Below are 22,369 nucleotides of genomic sequence, written 5' to 3' on the forward strand. Positions count from 1 at the left end.
TTCTCCCGGAATTTTTAACTCAGGGAACGATAATCTCGACCCAACAAGAGATAAAGGTGGGCGTTCTCTTCGATTTCTTCTAAGAGAATTAGGGCATACCTTAAATCTTTCGCCACCACCGTGACGCCGTGGTTCTGCATGAGGACGGCATGGTGGTCGCGCAGCACATCCTCAACGCTCCGGGCCAGGTCTTCGGTCCCCGGAGGCGCGTAGGGGACCGCCGGAAGCTTTCCTACTCGGACGAGATAACCCGGTGTAAGGGCCGGCATGGCATCGGCAAGCTCTAGATCCTTTCTGCAGGATACGGCCACGGCATAGGTGGGGTGGGCGTGGATTACGGCGTTGACGTCCTCCCGCAGCTTCAGGAGGCTAGTATGGAACCGCCATTCCTTCGAAGGCCGGCCCCCGCTTAAGACGTTGCCCTCAAGGTCCATCTCCACTATGTCGTCTCTGGTTAGTTCCCCCAGGGAATAGCCGGTAGGCGTGATGTAAAGTCCCCTTTCCGTCCTTACGCTCACGTTCCCGCCGGTGCTGCTTACCAGTTTCCGTTGATAGAGCAGATGGCATACTTCGACCAGTTGATCTTTTAAGTCCATAGAAATTCCCCCTAGGTTAAAGCTTCTAGAGTCCACCATTTCCCATCTTGGCACTACGCCGGAGTAAAATCAACCCCCACCCAATTCCCCGCAAGGTCTAGGGAGCCGGACCGGCCGGGCACCGTAAATCTTTCTCCGGCGGGCCACCGCAACCGCGCCTGCGAATAGCCAGGTCTGCGGCGGCAAGCAGTGCGGCCTTGAAATTATCGGCCCTGGCCCGATTTTGCCAGGCGATGTCGAAGGCCGTACCGTGCCCCACGGAGGTACGGATAATCCCGATACCCAGCATAAGGGTCACGACGGAGCCGAATCCCATGAGCTTGGCCGCGATATTGGCCTGGTCGTGATAAAGGCTGAGTACCAGATCAAACAAGGCCTCATCCCTTGCTTTTAAGAAAATGCTGTCCGCCGGGAAGGGCCCAGAAACGTTAAGGCCTTCCGCGCGGGCTTGGTTTACGGCCGGTACAATTTCATCTATTTCCTCCCGGCCGAACAGCCCGTTCTCCCCTGCGTGAGGATTAAGGGCGGCCACGCCGATGCGGGGAGCCTTTATACCGAAACCCTCCAGCGATTTATGAGCTAAATGTAATGCCCTTAAGATCCGGTCCTTTTTTACCTGCCGGCAGGCCTCCATAAGGGACATGTGGGTGGTGAGCATCATAATGCGCACGTGCCTTAATGTAAGGATCATGGAATATTCCGAGGCGCCGGTGGCTTCTGCCAGTATTTGGGCCTGCCCCTCGTAAGTGTAACCTGCCAGCCTCATTGCCTCCTTGTTTACAGGAGCGGAAACGACGGCATCGATTTTCCCTTCCATTGCCATGCTGGCAGCCGCTTTAGTGTAAAAAACCGCCGCCCTCCCTGCGACAGGATTGGCCACGCCGTCCGGTACCTGGTCCATCTCAATGTTATCGTAGTCGATAAGATCGATTATGCCGGGCCGTCCTAGGGCCTGGGCAGGGTTGACCACCTTGTTTATTCTAAGGTCCGGGTCGACCATCTGACGGGCCCTTTCCAAGACCTTGGCATCGCCCAGTACGACGGGTACACACTTGTCGTAGACCTCTGGAGAACCCAAGACCTTTACTATGATTTCCGGCCCTATCCCCGACGCGTCCCCCATGGTTATTCCTATTAGCGGGCGTAATTCGCCCGGTATACTTTCCCCAGGCGGCCTATCCCCGGTAGTCAAGGACATCCGCCAATATTCGCGGACCACCGACGGAGCCCCCCTTTAGCCACAGCTGCAATCCCGACCGCGGCCCCTTTATCACCCGACCGCGACTAACTACTGTATGCATAACGCCTTCCAGCTCCAGTTCTACAACCCCTAAAGTTTGGCACACGTGATAAGCCGTATCCCCGCCCAGGATTATAAGATCTTCGAAGGACGCCCTTTCCCCTATAGCCTTGGTGACCCGGGCCAGGTAATCGGCCGCCAAGCTGCCGGCCGCCGTGATTTCCCCTACCTGTTCGGCCCTCAGGACCACCATATTTCCGCCCCTCAAGGCGGCGGCAATGTCTTCAAGTAAAAATTCATCCGGCCCCGGCGGAGTTATCTCGAGGGAGAAAGTCTTTACACCCTCCACCCCTCTCAAACACTCGACCTGCTGTACCGAGGCCCGGTGCCTGCTGCCGCAGACGACCAGGGTTCCCCCCCGGGCACCCCTCCCCGGGGTCTGGGCTCCATGTATGGGCCCGTGTCCGGTACCCCTTGCTCCAACAAGGTACCGGGAAATGGCAGCCGTAAGGCCCAGAGAACCAACAAAAAGGAAGGAAAGGCCATCAGAAAGTAAACTGTATACCGTCCGATCTATATCTTCGTTGCTGGCGGCATCGAAAACGATTATCCTAAACCCGGCTTTCAAGGCCTGCTCTACAGCCGGCCTTATTTCCTTTACTTTGCGAACCACATTTAAGGGTACATTCCCCACGGGCAGTCGCGTACTACGGCTTATCAGTTCTGTGACTTTTGACGTGCGCAACTTATACGTTGGATCCTCTGCAAAGAATTCGTGAATGGGTCTGCCTTCAAGTAGTTGAACACCGTTGACGGTTGTTCTCCCCAGGTCGGGAATAGAAGGTATTACCACCGCAGCCTTCAAACCCAAACTATCTAAGAGCCGTTCTATTTCAATGCCTACATTGCCGCGAAAGGCGGTATCTATCTTTTTGATCAAAATGGTTCTTACGCCACTCACCCTCAAAAGATGCCCTGCCGCTCTGCAAATCTCTCCTGCCGAATGAGGGGAGAGATCCCTAGTCTGGGTGTTCAGGGAAATCACCCTGTACGAACGCAGGTCCCGGGAAATCTCGGACGGCACCTCCGTCCAAACCTTTATGGGGCGTATTTGAGGAAGGAATTGGGCAGCGGCGTCGCAGGCTCCGGTTAGGTCGTCGGCTATTATTACGACCGGTAAGATAGTCACGGCCCGCCCACCCCTCCCTCGGCTTACTACGTCCCTTTAAACCAGATTCCCCTCCGCGTCGAATTGCAGTTCTACCGGGCCTTCCAGGACGACTATATCCGAGCGTCCCTTGAGTTCCTCCAGGCAGGCCTCGGAAACGTACATATCGCTCAGTTCCAAGGTATTCTTTATCCGGATCACCTTGGCCTCCCGGCCGTCTATCGGCCCTATCCACAGGAAGGCCGTCTTGATGGCCAGTTCATCGGTATCCATGGTGACCGGTACTTTTCCCCTCTCCGGAAAGGTGGAGGTTATGCAGTTGGCATACATTTGCTCGAAATCTATTTTGTTTACCAGCCTCCTGGTGGTAAGGTCCGCCAGGCCTATGCCTACGGCATTACCGTGGCTCTCCTCGGTAAGGTCCAACACTACTACCACCTGTATATCCGGTCTTTCGGGATCCGGCACCCCTTTAATCTTGATCCTCCCTATCACATTGGTATCCATGCCGCAACCGCTCACGTTTTTCCCCATCTCGTCTACTATGAGCACGTCTATCTTGTCCACAGGCAACGAAGGCATTAGCTCCCGCTGCTTCTTAAGCAACTCCTTCTCTCTCTCTTCTATGTCCCGCGGTTCCATGGCTTCTATGATGGCCGTGTGGTCGTAGGCATCCTCTACTATACCTATGCCTAAGGCCACCGGCCCTTTCTCTATCATTACCCGGGCCACTTCGGGAATGTGTTCCTTCAAGCCCCACGCCCCGTACCGGTGTATGTTGGCCGCTCCCTTGTGCTTACCTAGCCCTATGGCCAAAAGCTTCAACACCCCGCTCTCGATCTCGCCGCGGAAGTCCGTGTGCAGCTTTATGCGGTTGATGGCCACAATGGCGTCGGCACCGTAAGCCTCCTTATCCATAAACACTTCGACACCTTTGGCCGTCTTGCCCAGGGACACCACTTCCATGGAAGAAACTATCGGAGCCCCGGTGTATTCTTCGGTAATACCGTAGCTCTCCAGCACCTCCCTTTGACCTTCGGCCGTGGCCCCGCCGTGACTGCCCATGGCCGGGAGTATGAAGGGCTTGCCCCCGTATCTCTTTATCTCTTCTACCACGGTCTTGACTATAAGGGCGATATTGTTAATCCCCCGGCTCCCCACGGCTACGGCCACCCTTTTACCCCCGGCCACTCTATTGCGAAACCCCGTCCGGGCTATTTCCTCCCTGACCTTCCCCGGTACATCCCGGAGGGCCAGATCGGGAAAGGTCTGCTTAATGCGATACATCCGGGGCAAAACTACCCCTTCCAATCCTTCTATGCGCATCCGTAAACCCCCATTCCCATGGAACATGAAGGAGGGAGTTAATGTCACCGCCCTCGCAGGCCGTTAACATTAACCCCCTTGCACCCCCCTTAAGGTAATCCCTGCCTGGAACCCTACTTGATCAGGCCGAACTGCTGCATGATGGAGATCACGGCCATACCCAGCAGGAAGAGGCCGGAGAGGATAACACAGGTGGTGAGGACGGGACCCATGTGGTATTCTTTGGGAAGAACCTTCCTCTCCGTCCATACCTGGGCCAGGCACCAGATCCCGCAGGTCAGGCTGCCGCCTATCATGGTCGCGTAGGTTACCATAGTGGTAAAGGTCAGGCCCAACCAGTTGTAGGCCAGCCCGGCCAGGACCATGTAGGCCCATACCCACTTGGCTATTCCGTCTTTACCGGCATCGCGGATAACTTTGAAGGCCGGAGCAAAGGATTCGTAGGTAGTGGCCGGATACAGCTCGAAAACACTGTAGATGGTCCCCCAAAGGGCGCACCATATACCGACGTAGTACAGGTAAAGGAGGGAAGGATGAAGCTGGGTTAGGAACAAAGCCTGGTGTTCCATGAGCTGGGTGCCCGCCGGCACGAGCTGGGCGGGATGGAGCAAGGTAGCGCCCAGGATGGTAACCGCCGCCGTGATTATCAGCAGGGCGCCGAAGCTCACCACGGCGTCCGTCGCCGGGGCCCTGAGCCAGGTCCGGGCCTTCTTCACCTCTTCTTCTTCCACGGGCAGGGCGAATTTTGCCTTGGGATCGGCAGCCAATAGTTTCTCCTGGATTTCCGCCAGGTTGGGCAGGCCCAGGGCTCCCCACCCCTTATTGCGGTAGAGTCCCACATATCCGATGTAGTCATAAGTGCCGCCGCCTATGGCCCCCACGTAACCCACCAGCTCTATCCACAGCTTGCGGTTGGCCACGTCGGGATACTTTTCGATGACCCACGGCTCATAGCCGGAGGGGATGGTGGGGAAAAGCCCCAGGAAGGCCTGGACCCAATCCGGCCTGGCCGCAAAAACCCCTACCAGAAAGGCTACTACCATGGTGACGACAATGGTGGTCTGGGCCTTCTCCACCCAGTTGTAGCTGCCTATAACCGCAATAATTAAAGTCCCTATGATATAGATGGTCGCCCACCACTTAATACCCAGGACACCCGTCCACTTGGTAGTAATATCCCCCAATAAGTTGGCGAGCCCGCCCACCCAGGAGGGGAAACAAATTATGGTCAATATGCCCATCATAACGGGAAACCAGTTCTTGGGGCCGGGAAAGATCTGACCCCAGCGCGTCATGGGGTGCTCGCCCGTTAAGACCACATAACGAGTACCGCTAATGGCCATGAACCCTTTGGAGAGGGCGCCCAGTAGGAGGCACCAGAGTACGGCGTAGCCGAAAAGGGCGCCCCCGCGGGGAGCGAAAAAGACCTCGCCGCTTCCTACGGTCGCCGAAGCCAGGATGAAGCCCGGTCCGAGGAAGGCCAGAAGCCCTTTCCATCCCATCTTGAGCCGCGGATCGGGCTCCGGATACTTAAACAGGCTATTGGCCAATTCGTGCACCTCCTAAAATTTGGCTTTTTACTTTTTTAGTTTTAAATCAGACATCGGAGGACCACTTCCCGTTAGTTTCATCGCGATCCCCTACGGCGCTGCCATCACCTCCTTTGCCCCAATACGTAAGGAACCACCCCCCTCCTCTCTTTTGGCCCCTTAAGGCCTTTGGCCTGGCCGCCGACCCCGGTCCCTCGGTCCCCGCCTATAACCGCCGTTTTGCGGTGGGAGACCCGCTACGTTTCTCCGGCCCGGCCCACCGTTCCTTCGATGAGGCTGACCGCCTTCCGGCACCTTAAGAAAGCGTAAGTAGCGTAACTCACCAGGGCCAGAATTATCAGGATAAAAGGCGTCCGGAAAAAGGCGGCCATCAGCCCGGTTACCACCCAGCCGGCGATGGCGATGTTCCTCCACCCCTTTTCCAGACGGCGGTAGTAGGCGAGCATCTCGGCCAGCTCGGCCTTGGCCGCAGCGGGATAAAGGCTACCGGTCCGGACCCGCGCCTCGGTTTGCGGAGCAGGCCCACCGTCGCGCTGCCGGAGGAGCTTATTCAGGTAGTACAGCGATAGCAAGGCGAAAAGGGCGGCCAGGAAGTAGTTACCCTCCATGAGGGTGCTCAGGGCTAAGCCGGCAAAGCCTGCCAGGGCTATCCCCCGGGCCAGGAGCAATCCCCGTGGCTTCTGGCTAGTAGTACTGCGCCTCAATTTCCTTCAACTCCCGGAAACAGTCTTTAAGGCGCGGATATAAGCTTTTATATAACTTATAAGCAGCCTTATATATATCCTTATTCTGGTAATTAGGAAAATATGATTTGTATCCCTTTACCGCCGCCCGCAGGGCGTCTTTATAGTCACCGTACACGCTGGCGGCCATCCCTCCCAGCATGGCGGCGCCAAGGACGGCCGTCTCGTGGAATTCCAACACCCTTATCTCCTTGCCGGTGATATCCGCCCTCAGTTGAGCCCAAAAATCGTTCTTACCTCCCTTTCCCACCACTGCAATGGTTTTCACTTCCCTCCCCAACAGTTCTTCCGCCACTTCCAAGTTAGCCTTTAAGCCGTAGCTCCCGCCTTCGAGAACCGCCCGGATAAGGTCGTTCTTAGTGGTTTTGAGGTGAAGCCCGAAGAATATTCCCCTGGCATGAGGGTCCCAGATGGGGCTTCTCTCACCCGACATATAGGGGAGGAATACTACCCCCCGGGCCCCCGGCCGCGAACGGGCGGCTTCCGCGCACAGCACGTCGTAGGCGTCCAGCCCGCTCAATTCGGCCACGTGTTTTTCCGTGGAACCCAGGACATCCCTCGCCCACCGGAAGGCCGCGCCTACCGCCACCATGGCTCCCATGCCCAGCCACCTCCCAGGAACTACGTGGCACCGGTTGAGAAACCGCGCTTCGAAAAGGGGCTTGGCAAAACATACGGCCAGGACGTCTGAAGTGCCTGAAGTCTCAAAGACGTCCCCTTCTTCTGTAATTCCTGCGGCAAAGGCAGAACAGGCGCTGTCCGCTCCTCCCATGGCCACCGGTATACCCGTGGGCAACCCCAGTATCTCGGCGCCCCTTTCGTCTAGTCGGCCTACCCTTTCGTGGGAGGGGATAAGTTCGGGCAACTTGGTCATTTCTACCTCGTAGGCTTCGCAAAGGGTCGGGGACCACTTCAAGGTAGTTCGCTGGTTGAAGAGGCCGGTGAGGGAAGCATTGGAATAATCTATCCCGAACCTTCCTGTCAGGGCTCCTGCCAGGTAGGTATTGGCGTGTCCAAAGAACCTGGTTGACCGGTAAACTTCCGGCTCGTGCTCCTTCAGCCAGCGAATACTGGTACCGGATATGGTACCCGCCGCCACCCTATTCCCGCTCTCTTGGAGAAACCACTCCAGGGGCCTGCGTTCTTGAATGGCAGAAGCTTCCTGCCAGGACCGGGTATCCAGGTAGAGGATGGCGGGACGCAGGGGCTCACCGGCGTCATTTAGGGCCACCAGGGAAGGGCACATGTTGCTTAGACCTATGCCTACGACTTCGCGGTCGCGGATTTTCTCCTTTATTCTGTCCATGCAGATTCGTATTTTTTCCAGCCAGTCCCCGGGGTGGGATTCGGCCCACCCCGGGCCGGGGAAGGAGAGGTCCAGGGGCTCCGTAGCCAGGGCCACGAGCCGGCCGTCAAGGTTAAAAGCTCCTACCTTGACGCCTCCGCCACCCACGTCTATACCGAGGAGAAGTTCCCGCGCCTCCACTTAGTTCACTTCCCCTTTATTTTTCTTCCAGTAGGGCTACGGCTTCTTCCGGCGTCTTCCCTTCGTGAATTATGCTTTGCAAGGCCCGTACGATGCCAGGGATGTTGTCGTGCTGCCAGATGTTGCGGCCGTAGGTGACGCCGGCCGCGCCCGCCCTTAGGGCATCGTAGGTCATCTGGAATAGTTCCCGCGCACTATCCATTTTGGGCCCTCCCGCCACTACCACCCTGGCGGGGCAGGCCTCCACCACCCGGGCAAAGGTTTCGGGAGATCCCGTGTACCAGGTCTTGATAATATCTACTCCCAGCTCGGCGCCAACCCGGGCGCAGTAGCTTATATGCTCGACTTTGTAACGCTCTTCTTCGGGTATGAGGTTGCCCCCGGGGTAGATATGGGCTATCAGGGGAAGGCCCAGGCTGGCGGCTTCTTTAGATATGCGTCCCAGTTCCTTTAACATTTCGGGCTGTCTTTCGTCGCCCAGCATGACCCCCACCGATATGGCATCGGCCCCTAACCTTATGGCCTCCTCCGCGTCGGCGTAGGTGACGTCATAGTTCTTGTGAAAGGGCGAAAACCCCGAAGCCTTCATTATGAGGGCCACCCTCCCGGCATAGGGGTGAAACAGCCGCGCGGCTATGCCCTTGTTCAGGGTTACGGCATCCACCCCCGCCTCCACCACTGCTTTAAGCTTTGCGCCGACATTCTCTATCCCCGGCAGCACTCCCCTGTTCACGCCGTGGTCAAAGGCCACTACGAATATTCGTTTAGACCTGCTATTCAGCAGCCGTTCCAGGCGAATCTGTTTTCCTAATTCCATGGACCCTTCCTCCTTAGCGGGGTTCGATTATTACTTTAAGGCCCTCCCCCGAACGCGCCACTTCCAGGGCTTGAGCTATGTCCTTCAGGGCAAACCGGTGGGATATAAGCTGCTTTAAGTCTATCCGCCCGGCCTTTACCAGGTGCATGGCCTGGATAAAGTCCTGGCGAGTCGAGGCGCTGGCCCCCGTAACCAATATTTCGTTGTAGTGGATGGTGTTGGCGTCGATAACGCTCGTTTCCCCTTCCGGGAAGCCGGCGAAAAGGCTGACCCTACCTCCCTTGCGCACGGCTTTAAAAACGTCGTTAACCTGGCCCGGCACCCCTACGGCCATGATGGCCACGTCAAAGCCCATGTCCGTTTCGCGCCGCGCCACCTCGGCTAGGGACATCTCGGCCGGGTCTACCACGACGTCCGCCCCTGCTTCTAAGGCTAACCTGCGGCGCCGGGCCGAAAGCTCGCTGACTACTATTTTGCCGGCCCCCTTGGCCCGGGCCAGCATAAGATGCATAAGGCCTATGGGGCCGGACCCCATAATGAGTACCGCATCCCCGGCCCCCACACCGACTTTCCTCTGGCCGTTCAGGCAGCAGGAGAGGGGTTCAAGCAAGGCTGCCTCCTCCGGGCTCACGCCGGGGGGGAGGTGGAATACGTTGCCGCTGGCCAGGGCGACGGCGGGTATCCGCACGTATTCCGCAAAACCTCCGTCGAATTCATATCCCAGGGCCTGCCGGTTGGCGCATACATTCTCCAGGCCCGTCCGGCAGTACAGGCAGTTCCGGCAGGGTATTATGGGCGCCACGGCGACCCCCTGCCCGGGTTTAAAGTCTTTTACCCCGGCCCCAACGGCGGCCACCTCACCGGCAAACTCGTGGCCTATCACCGAAGGGTAGCGAACTCCGCGGGTTTTCTTGCCCGCGATAATGCGCAAATCCGTCCCGCATATGGCCGCGGTCCCCACCTTGACGAGAATCTCTTCGTCTCCGATAACGGGCTCCGGGTAATCGGTGACCTCCAGGTGGCCCGGGCCGTAAAGGACTGCCGCTAACATGGGATCTTTTATGCCTCCTGTACTACTATCACGCTTTTGATAACTTCTGCCCTGTTATTAATGGTGAATTCCAGGGCCTCCCCCACCTGCGACAATGGGAAGGTATGGGTTACGAGGCCTTCCAGTTTATCTCCGTATCGACGACCGAGGCTTAAGGCCGCGGGGAATTGGTTTACGTAGCGGAAGCTCCCCACCAGGGAAAGGCCGGTGCGGGTAATGATATCTATGTTTAAGGGAACCTCGCCCCCTCCTATGCCCACGAAGACCACCCGTCCTCCCCGCCTGACGGCCTTCAAGGCCAGTTCCACTCCCTCCCTGCTCCCTGAAGTTTCGTAGACGACATCCAAACCCCTACCCCGGGTGTTGGCCCTGATCTCCTCCGCCGTGGAAGGATGGCCGCCATACAGGTATTCGGCCCCCAGTTCGCCGGCCTTGCCCAGGCGCCGCGTATAGACCTCGACGGCATGTACCTCACAGCCGAGGCTATGGGCGGCCAGGACGGTGGACAGCCCCACCGGCCCGCAGCCGATTACTCCCACCGCCGTTCCGGGGCGGGCCAGGCCGTGGGACACGGCCTGGCAGGCTATGGCCAGCGGTTCTACCAGAGTAGCCGCCCTGAAGCTCAAACCTGCAGGTATTTTGTAGAGGTGGGTAACCGGCCACGCAACGAATTCGGCCATTCCCCCGTCTTCTTCCCCGATGCCCATGAACCGCTGGGAGGGACAGAGGTTATATCTTCCCTCTTTGCAAAATTCGCATTGCCCGCAGGAGTATCCGGGCTCCAACACTACCCCGGTTTCGAGGAGGTCCGGGCTCACCCCCGCGCCCACGTCGACCACTTCACCGGCAATTTCATGCCCCAGTACCAAGGGTCTACTTAAGGTTGTATTGCCTATGCGGCCGCGGCCGTAAAGGTGAAGGTCGCTGCCGCATATGCCCACGGCTTTAACTTTAATCAAAGCCTCGCCCGGTCCGGGCCGGGGTTCCGGCCGCTCCTCGATAACGATATTCCTTACACCTCTTAATACGGCTACCCTCACCTGGGTACCCCCTAACATCTCCGGTTTAGGGCTCTGGTGGAAGCTACTGGTAATGGTAAGTTGTCATACACCTTTGTTCCTTGGAAAAATTGTATTGCACGTACCATGCCACCACTTGTCCTTATTCAATTCTCGGGCCGTATAGGTTTGCCGGGCATGGCTTTCTCACCCTATTTCTCACGTTTTTATCACAGCATTTCTCACGAGCGGCCCCTTTACTTGTCGGCTAGCCCGCCGTCCAGCCGCCGTCCACCAGGATATTGGCCCCTGTGATGTAGCTGGCCCGGGGAGAGGCCAGGAAGAGAATGACTTCCGCCACTTCCTCCGGCGAGCCCGGCCTCCCCAAAAGGGTGCGCGAGGTAATCAGTTGGTGCCACTTAGGGTCGGCCAGTACCCTTTCCACCATGGGAGTGCTGATAAAAGCCGGGGAGACGGCGTTTACCCTTATATTGTATTTAGCCCACTCTACGGCCAGGGCTTTAGTCAGCTGCCTCACACCGCCCTTGGTGGCCGCATAAATGGAGCGCTCGGGCAGGACTTCCTCGCTCTGGATGGAGGCTAGGTTGACAATGGCACCTCCTCCCCGCTCAATCATGTGCCTGCCCACCTCCAGGCAGGTGAAAAAGGTCCCCTTGAGATTGATGTCCACCATGAAATTCCAATCTTCCTCCGTGTACTCCACGGCCGGCTTGCGGATATTGACTCCGGCGCAGTTAACCAGGATGTCGATTCGGTCAAACTCTTCGAGAACCGCCTTTACCATCCGCCTGATGTCCTCACCCTTGGAAACATCGGCCGCTATAGCCACCGCCCGGTAGCCCTGCTGCGCCAGCTCCGCCGCGCAGTCCCGCCCTTCGGCCTCACTGCGGTTGACGATAACGCAAGCGGCTCCTTCCTGGCAGAACCGGCGAACCGTAGCCCTGCCTATACCCTTACTCCCGCCCGTCACCAAGGCGACCCGGCCCGTGAACTCACCCATAAAAATCACCCTCGTTACAAAGCCTTTTTGTAGATCTCGATGATGTCTCCCTTGGACGGCTGGCGCGGATTGAGGGGAACGTTCCCACTGGTTAGTGCTTCATCGGCCAGCATACCCAGGTGCTCTTCCCGGACACCGAAAGCACCCAGCCCTTCAACTATGCCTATGTCGGCCATTAACTCCTTAACCGCCTTTACCGACCTAGCGGCGGCTTCCATAACGGGCAGGCCTCCGGTGGGCTCACCGAAAAGGGCGGCGATTTCGGCAAACTTCTCCGGGTTACCCATCAGGTTATATTCCATCACGTGGGGCAACAGGATGGCGTTGCTCAAGCCGTGGGGAATGCCGAAATGGGCTCCGGCGGGTTGTGACATGGCATGGACCAGACCCAGCCGGGTGGAATTGAAGGCCAGGGCGGCTATGGTGCTGGCCATGAGCATGTCTTCCCTGGCTTGTAGGTTGGTACCCCTGGCCACCGCCTTCCGGAGGCTCCGGGCTATAAGCTTGATGGCCTGGAGGGCCAAGGCTTCGGAAATATAGTGGCTGTTAACGTTGACGTAAGATTCCACGGCGTGGGTAAGGGCATCCATACCCGTAGAGGCAGTTAAATGGGGGGGTAAGCCCACCGTCAATTCGGGATCCAGGATGGCCAGCACCGGCATGAGCATGTAGCTACCCACCGGCGCCTTCATTTTGGTCTGGGCATCTGTGATGACAGTGAACATGGTGATCTCACTGCCCGTCCCGGCCGTAGTGGGGACGGCCACTACGGGAAGGGGTTTGTTTTTCAGCTTGCCGACGCCGGTGTAATCTGTGATCCGTCCCTCATTGGTAACCATGGCCGCAAAGGCTTTAGCGCAATCGAGGGCACTCCCGCCGCCTACCCCCAAAACTACATCACAACCGCTCTTCCTGAGATACTCCGTACCCACTTCGATTATGTCGCTGGTGGGCTCGGGTTTGATGTCTTCGTATACCGTAAACTCCAGGCCGGCCTCTTTTAAGGAGGTCGTTATTCCCTTCAGCAACCCGGCCTGCTTTACCCCCGGATCACAAACTACGAATACCTTGCTGGCCCCCAACTCTTTAAGCTTTTCCCCTGTGTGCCTGGACGCACCGCATCCGAAAAAAAGCTCGGTAGGAAGTTTGTAGACCCCTAACACAGTCCCCCACCTCCCGGGAAGATTAACCCCTTAGCGGATTTCTACCAGTCCGGTACGCACTAGGATGTTCCGGAGTTCCTCCCGCTCTTCCGGGGCCAAGGGCAACAAAGGCGGGCGCGGGTCCCCACCGTAAAGACCCACCATGTCCATGGCCGCCTTGAGGCCCGCCACACCCCAGCGAGTGGTCACCGCGGCGTTGATTTCCAGGAGTTTCAGTTGCAGAACCCGGGCGGCTTCCATATCTCCGGCCTCATAATATTCCTGTACTTGGGCGCATTCATTGGGCAGCACGTTGGCTAAGGCCAGGGTACCACCCCTGGCTCCCAAGGCCAGGGCCGGCAGCAAAAAACTCGCCGAACCGGCAAAAACGGCGAAATCAGGTGGGGTGTTGTTGATAATCTCGGCGATCTGTACGATATTGCCCCCGCTGTCCTTGATGCCGATAATGTTGGGATGGGCAGCCAGTTCGGCTACCAGCCTGGAAGACATATTAATGCCGGTATTCCGCGGCATGTTGTAGAGGATCACCGGCACAGGGGAGGCATCGGCCACGTCGAAGAAGTATTTTTTGAGGGCCCTGTCGTTATAACTGCCCTTGTAATAGCTGGGAGTCACCACCAGCACTGCATCGACCCCTGCTGCCGCCGCCTTCTTGGAAAGCCTTACCGTCTCCCGGGTAGATTCGGCGCCCGTACCGGCCACCACCGCTTTGCGGCCCGCCACCTTTTCGCAGCAAAAACTAATGAGCCTCTCCTTTTCTGCAGGGTCTAGGAGTACGAACTCGCCGTTGGAACCCAAAACCACAATACCCGCCAGCTTGGAAGCCACCCAGAATTGTAAATTGGCCTCCAACTTGTCATACGCCACTTCTTCCCCTTCAAAGGGCGTGGCAATGGGAGCGTAAATCCCCCGCAATCCTCCTTCACCTCCCAATGGGTGTTCACTTTCCCGGACAACCCACTAGAACCTTTTTGCAAGTTCCATGCCGGTACGCATGGCAAGGAAGGTGGCTAATTGCGAATGGTGTCTAGATAACTTTCTTGCAGTCTTTTCTCAATAATTTCTCACCTAATTTATCAATCCGTTTGTACTTTTGTTAAAAAGGAATTTCGAAAGAAGCCGAAACCTTAAAGGGAACCGCAATTAACCCCGGGGTACCCCCTACAGGATTTTCTTGCATATCGCCAGCAAATCCCCGGGTTCGGGCCGGCGGGGATTGACCGCTATATTCCCGCTGGTTATAGCCTCCTCCACTATCGAACCTAATTTATCCTCCGTAGCCCCGTAACTGCTTAATTTGTCGGTTATACCCACATCCTTTGTTAATTCTTCAACCGCCTTCACCCCTTTGCGGGCGGCTTCCATGGGAGGCAGGTGGGAGGCGTCCTCCCCTAAGGCTGCGGCAATGTCGGCGAATTTTTCCGGTGCGCCTATTAAGTTATATTCCATGACATGGGGAAGAAGAATAGCATTGGCGATTCCGTGGGGCACCCCGAAGTGCGCACCCAAGGGCGAAGCGAGGGCATGGGCTATCCCCAGCCTGGTCACGTTAAAGGCCAAGGCCGCGATAGTGCTGGCGTAGAGCATGTCTGCCCTGGCCTTCAGGTCCCGGCCGTTGGCTACGGCCTTCCGCAGGCTGCGGGCAATAAGTTTGATGGCCTGGAGGGCCAGGGCTTCAGATATGGGTTGGGTGGCCGTGCACACATAGGACTCAATGGCATGGCACAGGGCGTCCAGGCCCGAGGCGGCCGTTACCCGCGGAGGCATAGTTATAGTTAGCTCGGGATCAAGGACGGCAAAGACGGGCATTAGTTTATAACTCCCTATACCGGTCTTTACCCTGGCCTCCCTGTCGGTAACGACCGCCCACATGGTAGCCTCGCTGCCGGTGCCGGCGGTGGTGGGTATGGCTACTATCGGAAGGGGTTCATTCTTTATCTTCCCTATACCCGCGTAATCGAAGATCTTACCCCCATTGGTTGCCATGGCGGCGACGGCTTTCGCCGTATCCAGGGCGCTGCCTCCACCCACGCCCAGCACCAATTGGGCACCGGATTGCCTGACTTCCTCCGTCACCCCTTCCACCAAATCGGTAGTGGGCTCTCCTTCAATTGCATCATAAACGGAAACCTTAAATTGTTCCTCCTCCAAAATTCTTAGTACCCTCTCCAAAATCCCCGCAGCCTTAACCCCTCGGTCCGTAACCACAAAAATGGGTTCTTTTCCCAATTCCCGCAGTTTCGCCGGTAACGCTTTTAGGCTTCCTGCGCCGAATATTAGTTCCGTGGGAAGTTTGTAAGTATATAGCATGCTCCCAACTCCCGACCATGGCGTTTAAGCTTTAGAAAAGGTCTGCTATGTCCAGCCGCTCCAGTACTTCCCGGGTAGGTATCCCTATCTCGTCCCACCCGCGGCATTCATAGTAGTCGCTCAACATACGGCCCAGGGGGGGCAAGTTGACGGTTACACCCTCACCCCGCCGTTTGCAGGTTAAAGGACGAGGCGGCAGAGTGTCGTCTTTCCTGCTAATCCCGCAGTACCGAACATTGAACATTCTTTTCAGGGTAAACAACCGTTCCCCCGTCTCGAGGAATTCCTGAGGGCTTATGTTCCAGCCGGTAATGGAGTTCAACCACGAGGTGAGGTGACTTACCTGGACACCGCCATTGAACACGAACTTACATATTTTGAGGGAGTCCACCATGGACATCAGGTTTTGTAACCGCGCCACAAATTCCCCCTTGCCCTCCACCGCCAGGCGGTCGTGGGGCTCTTCATATCCCAGTTCGGGCATCTTTACCACCCGCTCAAAGGGATGGGTAAAGGCCTGGAGGTGACAGGCCCCCCTGTTGGAGGTGGCATAGGCCAGGGCTACCCCGTTGAAGGCCCGGGGATCATGGGCAGGAAATTCCAGCCCTTTAACATGATGGGCAAATTCCACGGCCAGCCCCCCTAGGGCTTCCGCGGCCCGCTTGGCTCCTTCCCCCAAGAGCTTACCTAAACCCGTCCTCTCGCCTATCTGCCGCACCATTTCCACCATGGCATCGGCATTGCCCCAGGTGAGTTTCACCCCCCCTGTATCGCCTTCGCCGATAAGGCCCTTTTCGAAGGCCTCCATAGCAAAGGCAATGGTGTTACCGGCGGAGATGGTGTCCATGCCGTAACGGTTGCAGAGTTCGTTGGCGTAGGCTATAGCTTCGAGATCGTCTATGAGGCACATCCCGCCCAGACAACCTAAAGTCTCGTATTCCGGCCCTGCGCCCTCTACTCCCGCGTACCTCCCCTCCTTTATGCGTATTTTTTTCCCACAACCTATAACACAGCCATGACAGTAGTACCTTCCCACAAAGATGGTCTGCTCTATGCGCTGGCCGGATATCTTTTCCACGCCTTCCGGCCACCGGCCCAGCCGCCAGTTCTGTAAGGGAAAGTTCCCGTAGCTTTCGTGGGTAATAACCCCTCCTGCGGTACCGTACCGCGTCATACCGGCGTTGCCCTGGCGTATCCGGGGGATCATGGCCTTAACCGCAGCCACCAAACCCGACCTGTCCCATACATCGGTACGTTTATTTCCCCTGGCCACCACGGCTTTGAGGTTTTTGGAGCCCATAACCGCACCCACACCGCAGCGGCCCGCCGCCCTGGCGTCCCTGCCGTCGCTCATAATGGACGCATACCTGACGAGCCTTTCCCCCGCCGGCCCAATGCAGGTTACCTCCCCGCCGGTGGCCCCCTTCAGCTGCTCGTAAGTGGCAAAGGTATCTTTGCCCCAGTAGGCGGCAGCGTCGTGTATGCTGACCCGGCCCCCTGCCACCAGGATATAGACGGGAGAATCGGCCCGGCCGGTGACAATTAGGCCATCATAGCCCGCCCGTTTAAAGGCCACGCCCCAGGAACCCCCGATGTCGGACTCGGCAAAGATGCCCGTGAGGGGAGACAGGGTGGTAACTGCATGGCGCCCGCTGCACGGTACCGGCGTATCGACGTAAGGTCCTACGGTGAAGATAAGGGGGTTCTCCGGACTGAAAGGATCTACCGCTGCATCCCCGGAATGCTCCTTGAAATGACGAGCCAAATAATAAGCCCCGAGGCCGCTGCCTCCTATAAACTTCCGGGCCTCTTCGGAAGTCAAAGGTTTCTCCTGTACGGTTCTGGTGGTGAGATCCACCACGGCAACCTTCCCGTTGTAGCCGTACACGGGTTTTACCCCCCTTAGTCGAATTTTCTCCGCCGGAAGGGAAAGCGGTTTACTTCTCCGCCACCCGGCGATCCCCTGAGTTATCCCCACTTTTGGGGGTAGAGGCCTGCCTTGGCTTGAAAGCGAGCGACTAAAGAAGCCGCCAGGGCGGCCCCCTCTTTGCTCACGGTCCTACGGGCGTTATCCACGGTACCCCGAACTCCCGCCCTAACCCGAGGAGCATTTCTTCTACTTCGGGCTCCAGGGGGATCCCCTCCCTCCTTCTCCTCTCCGCCGTGCGGAATTCGATTTCTCCCGGGAGCAGGACCTCCTCAACCCCGTAGGCCGGCGGCAGCCCTTTTATCTCGTCGATCATTTGAGCTATACGGTTTTTAAACTCGTCGGTGTCGCCGAAGACGCCGGGATCGACGGCGGCAAAAACATGACCCAAATTCTGCCTGCCCTCCAGATTACGATATAGGTCGCCTATGTGGGGCCCGAAGGCCGCACCCGTAAGTATACCGGCAAAAACATCTATCAGGATGGCAATGGCCGAACCCTTGGCCCCGCCGAAGGGTAACACGGCCCCTTCCAGGGCCTTCTCGGCATCGGTGGTGATGCGGCCTTCTGCATCCATAGCCCATCCCTCAGGGATGCTTTCCCCTTTTTGAGCGGCAAGGATAATCTTCCCCCGGGCTACAATACTAGTGGCCATATCGAATACAATGGGCAGCCTCCCCTTGGCGGGCACGGCCACCGAAAGGGGATTGGTTCCCATGTAAGGAGCGCGCGCCCCCCAGGGGGCCATAGTGGCCGGGGCGTTGGACAGGGCTATGCCTATTAAATCCTCCTTTAAGGCGCACATGGTGTAGTAGGCCGCAGCACCGAAGTGGTTGGAGCCCCGCACGCCCACCATCCCGGTTCCCACTGCCTTGGCCTTCTCTATGGCCAGGCGCATGGCCCGGTAAGAAGCTACCTGTCCCAGGGTGTTCCTGGCATCCATAAGGGCGACGGCCGGCGTGTCCCTGATGATTTCCGGCTCCCCCCCGGGGTCCACCAATCCCCGCCGTATCCTCTCCACATAAATACCCATGCGGGTGACGCCGTGGGAATCTACTCCCCGGAGATTAGCCTGCACTAAGGTGTCGGACAGAAGTCTGGCCGCTTCTTCCCCCACACCCAACCTGGTAAGTATGCCGGTACAAAAATCCAGCAAATCGCTAGCTCCATAGCGTTTCAAGGATTTCACACCCTTTTTGCCTCAAGATTTCATCTATCCACCCCCGGTCCCACGTACCCTCTTCAACTTGCCGGAATATGGCCTGTTCGCGGAGGGCCACTTCCCTGGTCTTGCGAAGGATTTCCTCCGCCTCGCCGGCGGGTATTACTACCACGCCGTCCGCATCCCCCACAATAACATCCCCGGGGAAAACCGTCACACCCCCACAAGAAACCGGCACGTTTATCTCCCCGGGCCCGTCTTTATAGGGTCCCCGCGGGCTTGCGCCCCGGGCGAAAACCGGCAAATCTAATCGCCTTATCCCCGCCCAATCCCGGACAGCCCCGTCTACCACCAATCCCCTAAGACCCCTCTTCAGGGCATAACGGGCCATAATTTCTCCCAGTATGGCGTTGGTCATATCGCCCCGGGCGTCCACAATGATAACGTCCCCCGGCTCGGCCATATCCAGGGCTTTATGGACCAGCAGATTATCTCCCGGTCGCGTCTTTACCGTAAAGGCTATACCGGCCAGCTTGGCGTCTTCCCGCACCGGCTTTATCCCGGCATCCATGCAAAACATTCTCCCCATGTTGTCGGCTATGTTACAAGTAGAGTACGGGAGAAAGGCATCGGCGAGGGAGAGGGGCGGGCGTTTAACCCGGGTGTAAATGCGGAAACCTGCGGCCATTTAATTCTCACTCCTTAATATATCCGCGCATTTAGTGAAAGTCTAAACTTCTTCTTCCATCCGTAGGTGACGGCCATGGTTCCTTAAGTTACGTGCGGCTTAACTTTTTCTTCCCGGGCCGCGACACCTTTAAGTTTCCAATTTCCGGATGGCGTTTTCTATATGCATTTTCATGGCCTTGTAGGCGCCGTCGGGATTTCGATAAAGGAGGTAGCGCAGGACTATCTGGTGCTCCTCCAGCAAAACGGGCAGCCTGGTAGGAACACCCAGGGTATGCTTTTTACACAGCCTGAAGCTATCCAGCCAATATTGCTCCAGGGTTTCGGCCACCTGGATGAAAATGGGGCTATGGGTGGCCCGGATAATGGCCATATGAAAACGGAAGTCTTCCTCTACGGCCATCCCTCCCGCCACGATATTCTCCCTCACCGCCTCCTGTAGCCGGGCGATCTCCTCTACCTCTTCTTGAGAAGCATATAGAGCTGCCAGCCGGGCGGCTTCGGGTTCAAAACCCCTCCGGAAAACAAGTAGATCCATGGCCCGGTCCTTTTCTTCCGAACTCATAGCGATGTCCTGGGGTAGGAGCCGCCGTTCCACCTGCCTTACAAAACAACCCACCCCGTGTTTAACTTCAATAAGGCCAATGGCTGCCAGGGCACTCAGGGCCTCACGTACGGCTAAGCGGCTGACACCGTAGAGCCTGGCAAGCTCGCGCTCGGACGGTATTTTCTCGCCCGGTTTTAATTTCTCCGACGCTATCTGCTCCCTGATGTCGGCCACGATCTGCTCGTACAGCTTAACCCGCTTAACCTCCCGCGCTTCCATTACTACTGCTATGTCTCCTTTTCATCCGGTGTCCATACCACTTAGTATTATTGCTATAATATTCTACATATCTTTGGCTTTTCCTTCTCCCCCTCCGCCGGGACAGCTAAAAATTCTCGTGGGCGCTGGGAGCAAAACCCGGGCGCCCTCACCTCGCCGACGCCCACCTGGGGGGCGACAGGGGGCTCCATACGCGCACCTTTCCGGGTTCTTTTCCGGTCTAACCGGCGTGACCGGCCAACGCACCTCCCCTGCCCGTGTCCCTTGTGAGATAAAACGAAAAAAGGGAGGCGCACGGGGCCGCCTCCCCTAGGCAGGTTTGAACCCTGGTAACTGGTCTTCCCTTTCAACGGCTACCTCGGGCCCGGTGACGCCGCGAAGTAGCGCCGCCGGAAATTCAAGGCCACGTTCACCAGCCCGATCATCACCGGCACTTCAATAAGGGGACCGATGACCGCGGCAAAGGCCTGGCCGGAATTAATGCCGAAGACGGCCACGGCCACGGCGATGGCCAGCTCAAAATTGTTGCTGGCGGCGGTAAAGGAAAGGGTCGTCGTCTGCTCGTAGTTAATTCCCAGGCGCGTGCTTATGAAAAAGGAAATTAAGAACATGAGGACAAAATAGCAAATCAGGGGTATAGCCACCCTGACCACATCCATCGGCAGGGAAACGATATACTGACCCTTAAGGGAAAACATGACCACAATGGTAAACAACAACGCGATCAGGGCCAGGGGGCTGATTTTGGGGACAAAGGTTTTTTCATACCATTCCCTGCCCTTGGCCGGTAGAAGGATCAAGCGGGTCAAAAAACCGGCCACAAAGGGTATACCCAGGTAGATGGCCACACTGGTGGCCACTTCACCGATGGTTACGCGGACCTGCATCCCCTGGAAACCCAGCCACGCCGGCAACAGGGTGATGAAAACATACGCATAAAGGGAGTAAAAGATAACCTGGAAGACGGAGTTCAAGGCCACCAGGGCGGCGGCATACTCGGCATCACCCCCGGCCAGGCTGTTCCAGACAATGACCATGGCGATGCAGCGCGCCAGGCCGATGAGGATGAGGCCGGCCATGTACTCCGGATAATTGTGTAAAAAGATAACGGCCAGGATGAACATCAAGATAGGGCCTATAATCCAGTTCTGGATGAGGGACAGGGCCATAACCCTGCCGTTGCGAAATACCTTGCCCAATTCTTCGTATTTCACCTTGGCCAGGGGCGGGTACATCATAACTATGAGGCCGATGGCTATGGGGATGGAGGTGGTACCCACTGACATCCTATTGAGGGCGTCTGCCACCCCGGGTGCGACGTAACCGAGGGCCACGCCGAAGGCCATGGCCAGGAAGATCCACAGGGTCAAGAAACGATCCAGCAGGGATAACCCCGCCGTGGGTTGGTGGTTGGTTGCCGGGGCCATATTAGTGCAGCAATCCTCCTTCTTCATACCTATACCTGCCTTTGGCTACCGTGGCTACCGTCCTCCTGGTTACTTTAGTACAGACTGAAGGTAATACGCCATCCTGCAATGGTCTTCTAACCAGGGCCACCTTTGCCACCCCTCTCCCGGGGCGCTCTGCAGGCAACCTTGGGATTCTCCAGGAGCTCCTGCACCTTCTCGTAGTCTTTAGCCAATTCCTCCTTTTCCGCGAGGGGTGCCTCCAGGTAAGCCAGCCATCCCTGGAGGACTGCGGCCAGCCGCTCTTTGTTGAGCCGGTAGAACACCCACTGGCCGACCTTTTTCTCCCGGACCAGTTCGGCTTCCTTCAGAACCCTCAGGTGCTGGGAGATGGCCGGCTGGGTGAGGCCCAGGATCTCCTCCAGCTCGCAGACGCACAGCTCCCCTTCGGCCAGCAGGGCCAGAATCCTGAGCCGGAGGCGCTGGCCCAAGGCTTTAAAGGCCTTTTCCCACTCCTTGAAGGTCACCTCCTTCACCTCCCCATTAGGACAAGTATAAGTTATTTATTATATAATATTTAACTTTATCTGCTTTGTCAACGAAAGCCAGCGCCCGGGTTATCCCGCCTTTGCTGGGACGGGCTACCCGGACCGTTTAGGTAGGGAGCAGGCCTCAGGCGGTATTTAATGTGAGGCCGGGCTCGACACCCTTCAGCAAGACCTAAGGCCAAGGGATCCTGCGCCAGCCCTGAAGCATGGGCCCCAATTCCTTGAGAAACCCCGTAAGCCTGTAATGCTTTTCGGCCTTGCGCGGAAATCCTTGGCGAGAACAGGTCCAGCAGGTCTTAAAAGCAGGGGAATACCCTCGAGGGGCCGGCCAGACCTCCCGGGTC

At 57.3% G+C, this 22,369-nt stretch carries 20 protein-coding genes; all 20 read right to left on the reverse strand.

Annotated features, from left to right (window positions below; genetic code table 11):
* Positions 1-14: 14 nt before the first annotated feature.
* The 20 genes from TAMC210_RS04975 to TAMC210_RS05070 all read right to left on the reverse strand — a co-directional run bounded on the left by TAMC210_RS04975 (position 15) and on the right by TAMC210_RS05070 (position 22,004).
* On the reverse strand, positions 15-596 hold the full coding sequence (locus tag TAMC210_RS04975; protein ID WP_173297708.1) for a class II aldolase/adducin family protein: 582 nt from the start codon (positions 594-596) through the stop codon (positions 15-17).
* Positions 597-693: 97 nt separating this feature from the next.
* Positions 694-1,815, reverse strand: a complete 1,122-nt coding sequence (pdxA, locus tag TAMC210_RS04980) for a 4-hydroxythreonine-4-phosphate dehydrogenase PdxA (protein WP_173297709.1) — start codon at positions 1,813-1,815, stop codon at positions 694-696.
* Entirely contained in the window at positions 1,772-3,025 is a 1,254-nt protein-coding gene (locus tag TAMC210_RS04985; RefSeq protein ID WP_173297710.1) for a four-carbon acid sugar kinase family protein, read from the reverse strand. The genes pdxA and TAMC210_RS04985 overlap by 44 nt, the downstream gene beginning before the upstream one ends.
* Before the next feature lie 36 nt (positions 3,026-3,061).
* Positions 3,062-4,330, reverse strand: a complete 1,269-nt coding sequence (locus tag TAMC210_RS04990; protein ID WP_173297711.1) for a lactate racemase domain-containing protein — start codon at positions 4,328-4,330, stop codon at positions 3,062-3,064.
* A 113-nt stretch (positions 4,331-4,443) separates the two neighbouring features.
* Positions 4,444-5,880 carry an Nramp family divalent metal transporter gene (locus tag TAMC210_RS04995; protein ID WP_173297712.1) on the reverse strand — a complete coding sequence of 479 codons (1,437 nt, stop codon included), beginning with the start codon at positions 5,878-5,880 and terminating at the stop codon, positions 4,444-4,446.
* Between the two features lie 236 nt (positions 5,881-6,116).
* A complete protein-coding gene (locus TAMC210_RS05000; RefSeq protein ID WP_173297713.1) occupies positions 6,117-6,584 on the reverse strand; it encodes a hypothetical protein in 468 nt (155 codons plus the stop codon).
* Positions 6,565-8,109: a xylulokinase gene (locus TAMC210_RS05005; protein WP_173297714.1), complete on the reverse strand. Its 1,545-nt coding sequence runs from the start codon at positions 8,107-8,109 to the stop codon at positions 6,565-6,567. Before TAMC210_RS05005 ends, TAMC210_RS05000 begins: the two co-directional genes overlap by 20 nt.
* A 16-nt stretch (positions 8,110-8,125) precedes the next feature.
* Complete coding sequence (locus TAMC210_RS05010) at positions 8,126-8,926, reverse strand: class I fructose-bisphosphate aldolase (RefSeq protein ID WP_173297715.1); 801 nt, start codon at positions 8,924-8,926, stop codon at positions 8,126-8,128.
* A gap of 13 nt (positions 8,927-8,939) precedes the next feature.
* Entirely contained in the window at positions 8,940-9,977 is a 1,038-nt protein-coding gene (locus TAMC210_RS05015; RefSeq protein WP_173297716.1) for a zinc-dependent dehydrogenase, read from the reverse strand.
* An 8-nt stretch (positions 9,978-9,985) separates the two neighbouring features.
* The gene (locus TAMC210_RS05020; RefSeq protein ID WP_173297717.1) at positions 9,986-11,017 is read right to left on the reverse strand and encodes a zinc-dependent alcohol dehydrogenase; all 1,032 of its coding nucleotides are present in this window, start codon (positions 11,015-11,017) and stop codon (positions 9,986-9,988) included.
* Between the two features lie 226 nt (positions 11,018-11,243).
* Positions 11,244-11,996: an SDR family NAD(P)-dependent oxidoreductase gene (locus tag TAMC210_RS05025; protein WP_173297718.1), complete on the reverse strand. Its 753-nt coding sequence runs from the start codon at positions 11,994-11,996 to the stop codon at positions 11,244-11,246.
* Between the two features lie 14 nt (positions 11,997-12,010).
* Positions 12,011-13,159, reverse strand: coding sequence for an iron-containing alcohol dehydrogenase (locus TAMC210_RS05030; RefSeq protein WP_173297719.1), 1,149 nt, complete (start codon positions 13,157-13,159; stop codon positions 12,011-12,013).
* Positions 13,160-13,189: 30 nt separating this feature from the next.
* Positions 13,190-14,074, reverse strand: a complete 885-nt coding sequence (gene dapA / locus TAMC210_RS05035) for a 4-hydroxy-tetrahydrodipicolinate synthase (protein WP_173297720.1) — start codon at positions 14,072-14,074, stop codon at positions 13,190-13,192.
* 246 nt (positions 14,075-14,320) lie between these two features.
* A complete protein-coding gene (locus tag TAMC210_RS05040; RefSeq protein ID WP_173297721.1) occupies positions 14,321-15,469 on the reverse strand; it encodes an iron-containing alcohol dehydrogenase in 1,149 nt (382 codons plus the stop codon).
* 31 nt (positions 15,470-15,500) lie between these two features.
* Positions 15,501-17,357 carry an aldehyde ferredoxin oxidoreductase family protein gene (locus TAMC210_RS05045; protein WP_173297722.1) on the reverse strand — a complete coding sequence of 619 codons (1,857 nt, stop codon included), beginning with the start codon at positions 17,355-17,357 and terminating at the stop codon, positions 15,501-15,503.
* Between the two features lie 163 nt (positions 17,358-17,520).
* Positions 17,521-18,576 carry an Ldh family oxidoreductase gene (locus TAMC210_RS05050; RefSeq protein WP_173297723.1) on the reverse strand — a complete coding sequence of 352 codons (1,056 nt, stop codon included), beginning with the start codon at positions 18,574-18,576 and terminating at the stop codon, positions 17,521-17,523.
* Entirely contained in the window at positions 18,557-19,246 is a 690-nt protein-coding gene (locus TAMC210_RS05055; RefSeq protein WP_173297724.1) for an RraA family protein, read from the reverse strand. The genes TAMC210_RS05050 and TAMC210_RS05055 overlap by 20 nt, the downstream gene beginning before the upstream one ends.
* 129 nt (positions 19,247-19,375) lie before the next feature.
* Positions 19,376-20,071 carry a FadR/GntR family transcriptional regulator gene (locus TAMC210_RS05060; protein WP_173297725.1) on the reverse strand — a complete coding sequence of 232 codons (696 nt, stop codon included), beginning with the start codon at positions 20,069-20,071 and terminating at the stop codon, positions 19,376-19,378.
* A 353-nt stretch (positions 20,072-20,424) separates the two neighbouring features.
* On the reverse strand, positions 20,425-21,498 hold the full coding sequence (gene arsB / locus TAMC210_RS05065) for an ACR3 family arsenite efflux transporter (RefSeq protein WP_173298139.1): 1,074 nt from the start codon (positions 21,496-21,498) through the stop codon (positions 20,425-20,427).
* A gap of 116 nt (positions 21,499-21,614) precedes the next feature.
* A complete protein-coding gene (locus TAMC210_RS05070; protein ID WP_217267272.1) occupies positions 21,615-22,004 on the reverse strand; it encodes an ArsR/SmtB family transcription factor in 390 nt (129 codons plus the stop codon).
* Positions 22,005-22,369: the final 365 nt, after the last annotated feature.

Origin of the sequence: Thermanaeromonas sp. C210 (assembly GCF_013167955.1) — a bacterium.
Classification (GTDB): Bacteria; Bacillota; DSM-521; order Neomoorellales; family Neomoorellaceae; genus UBA12545.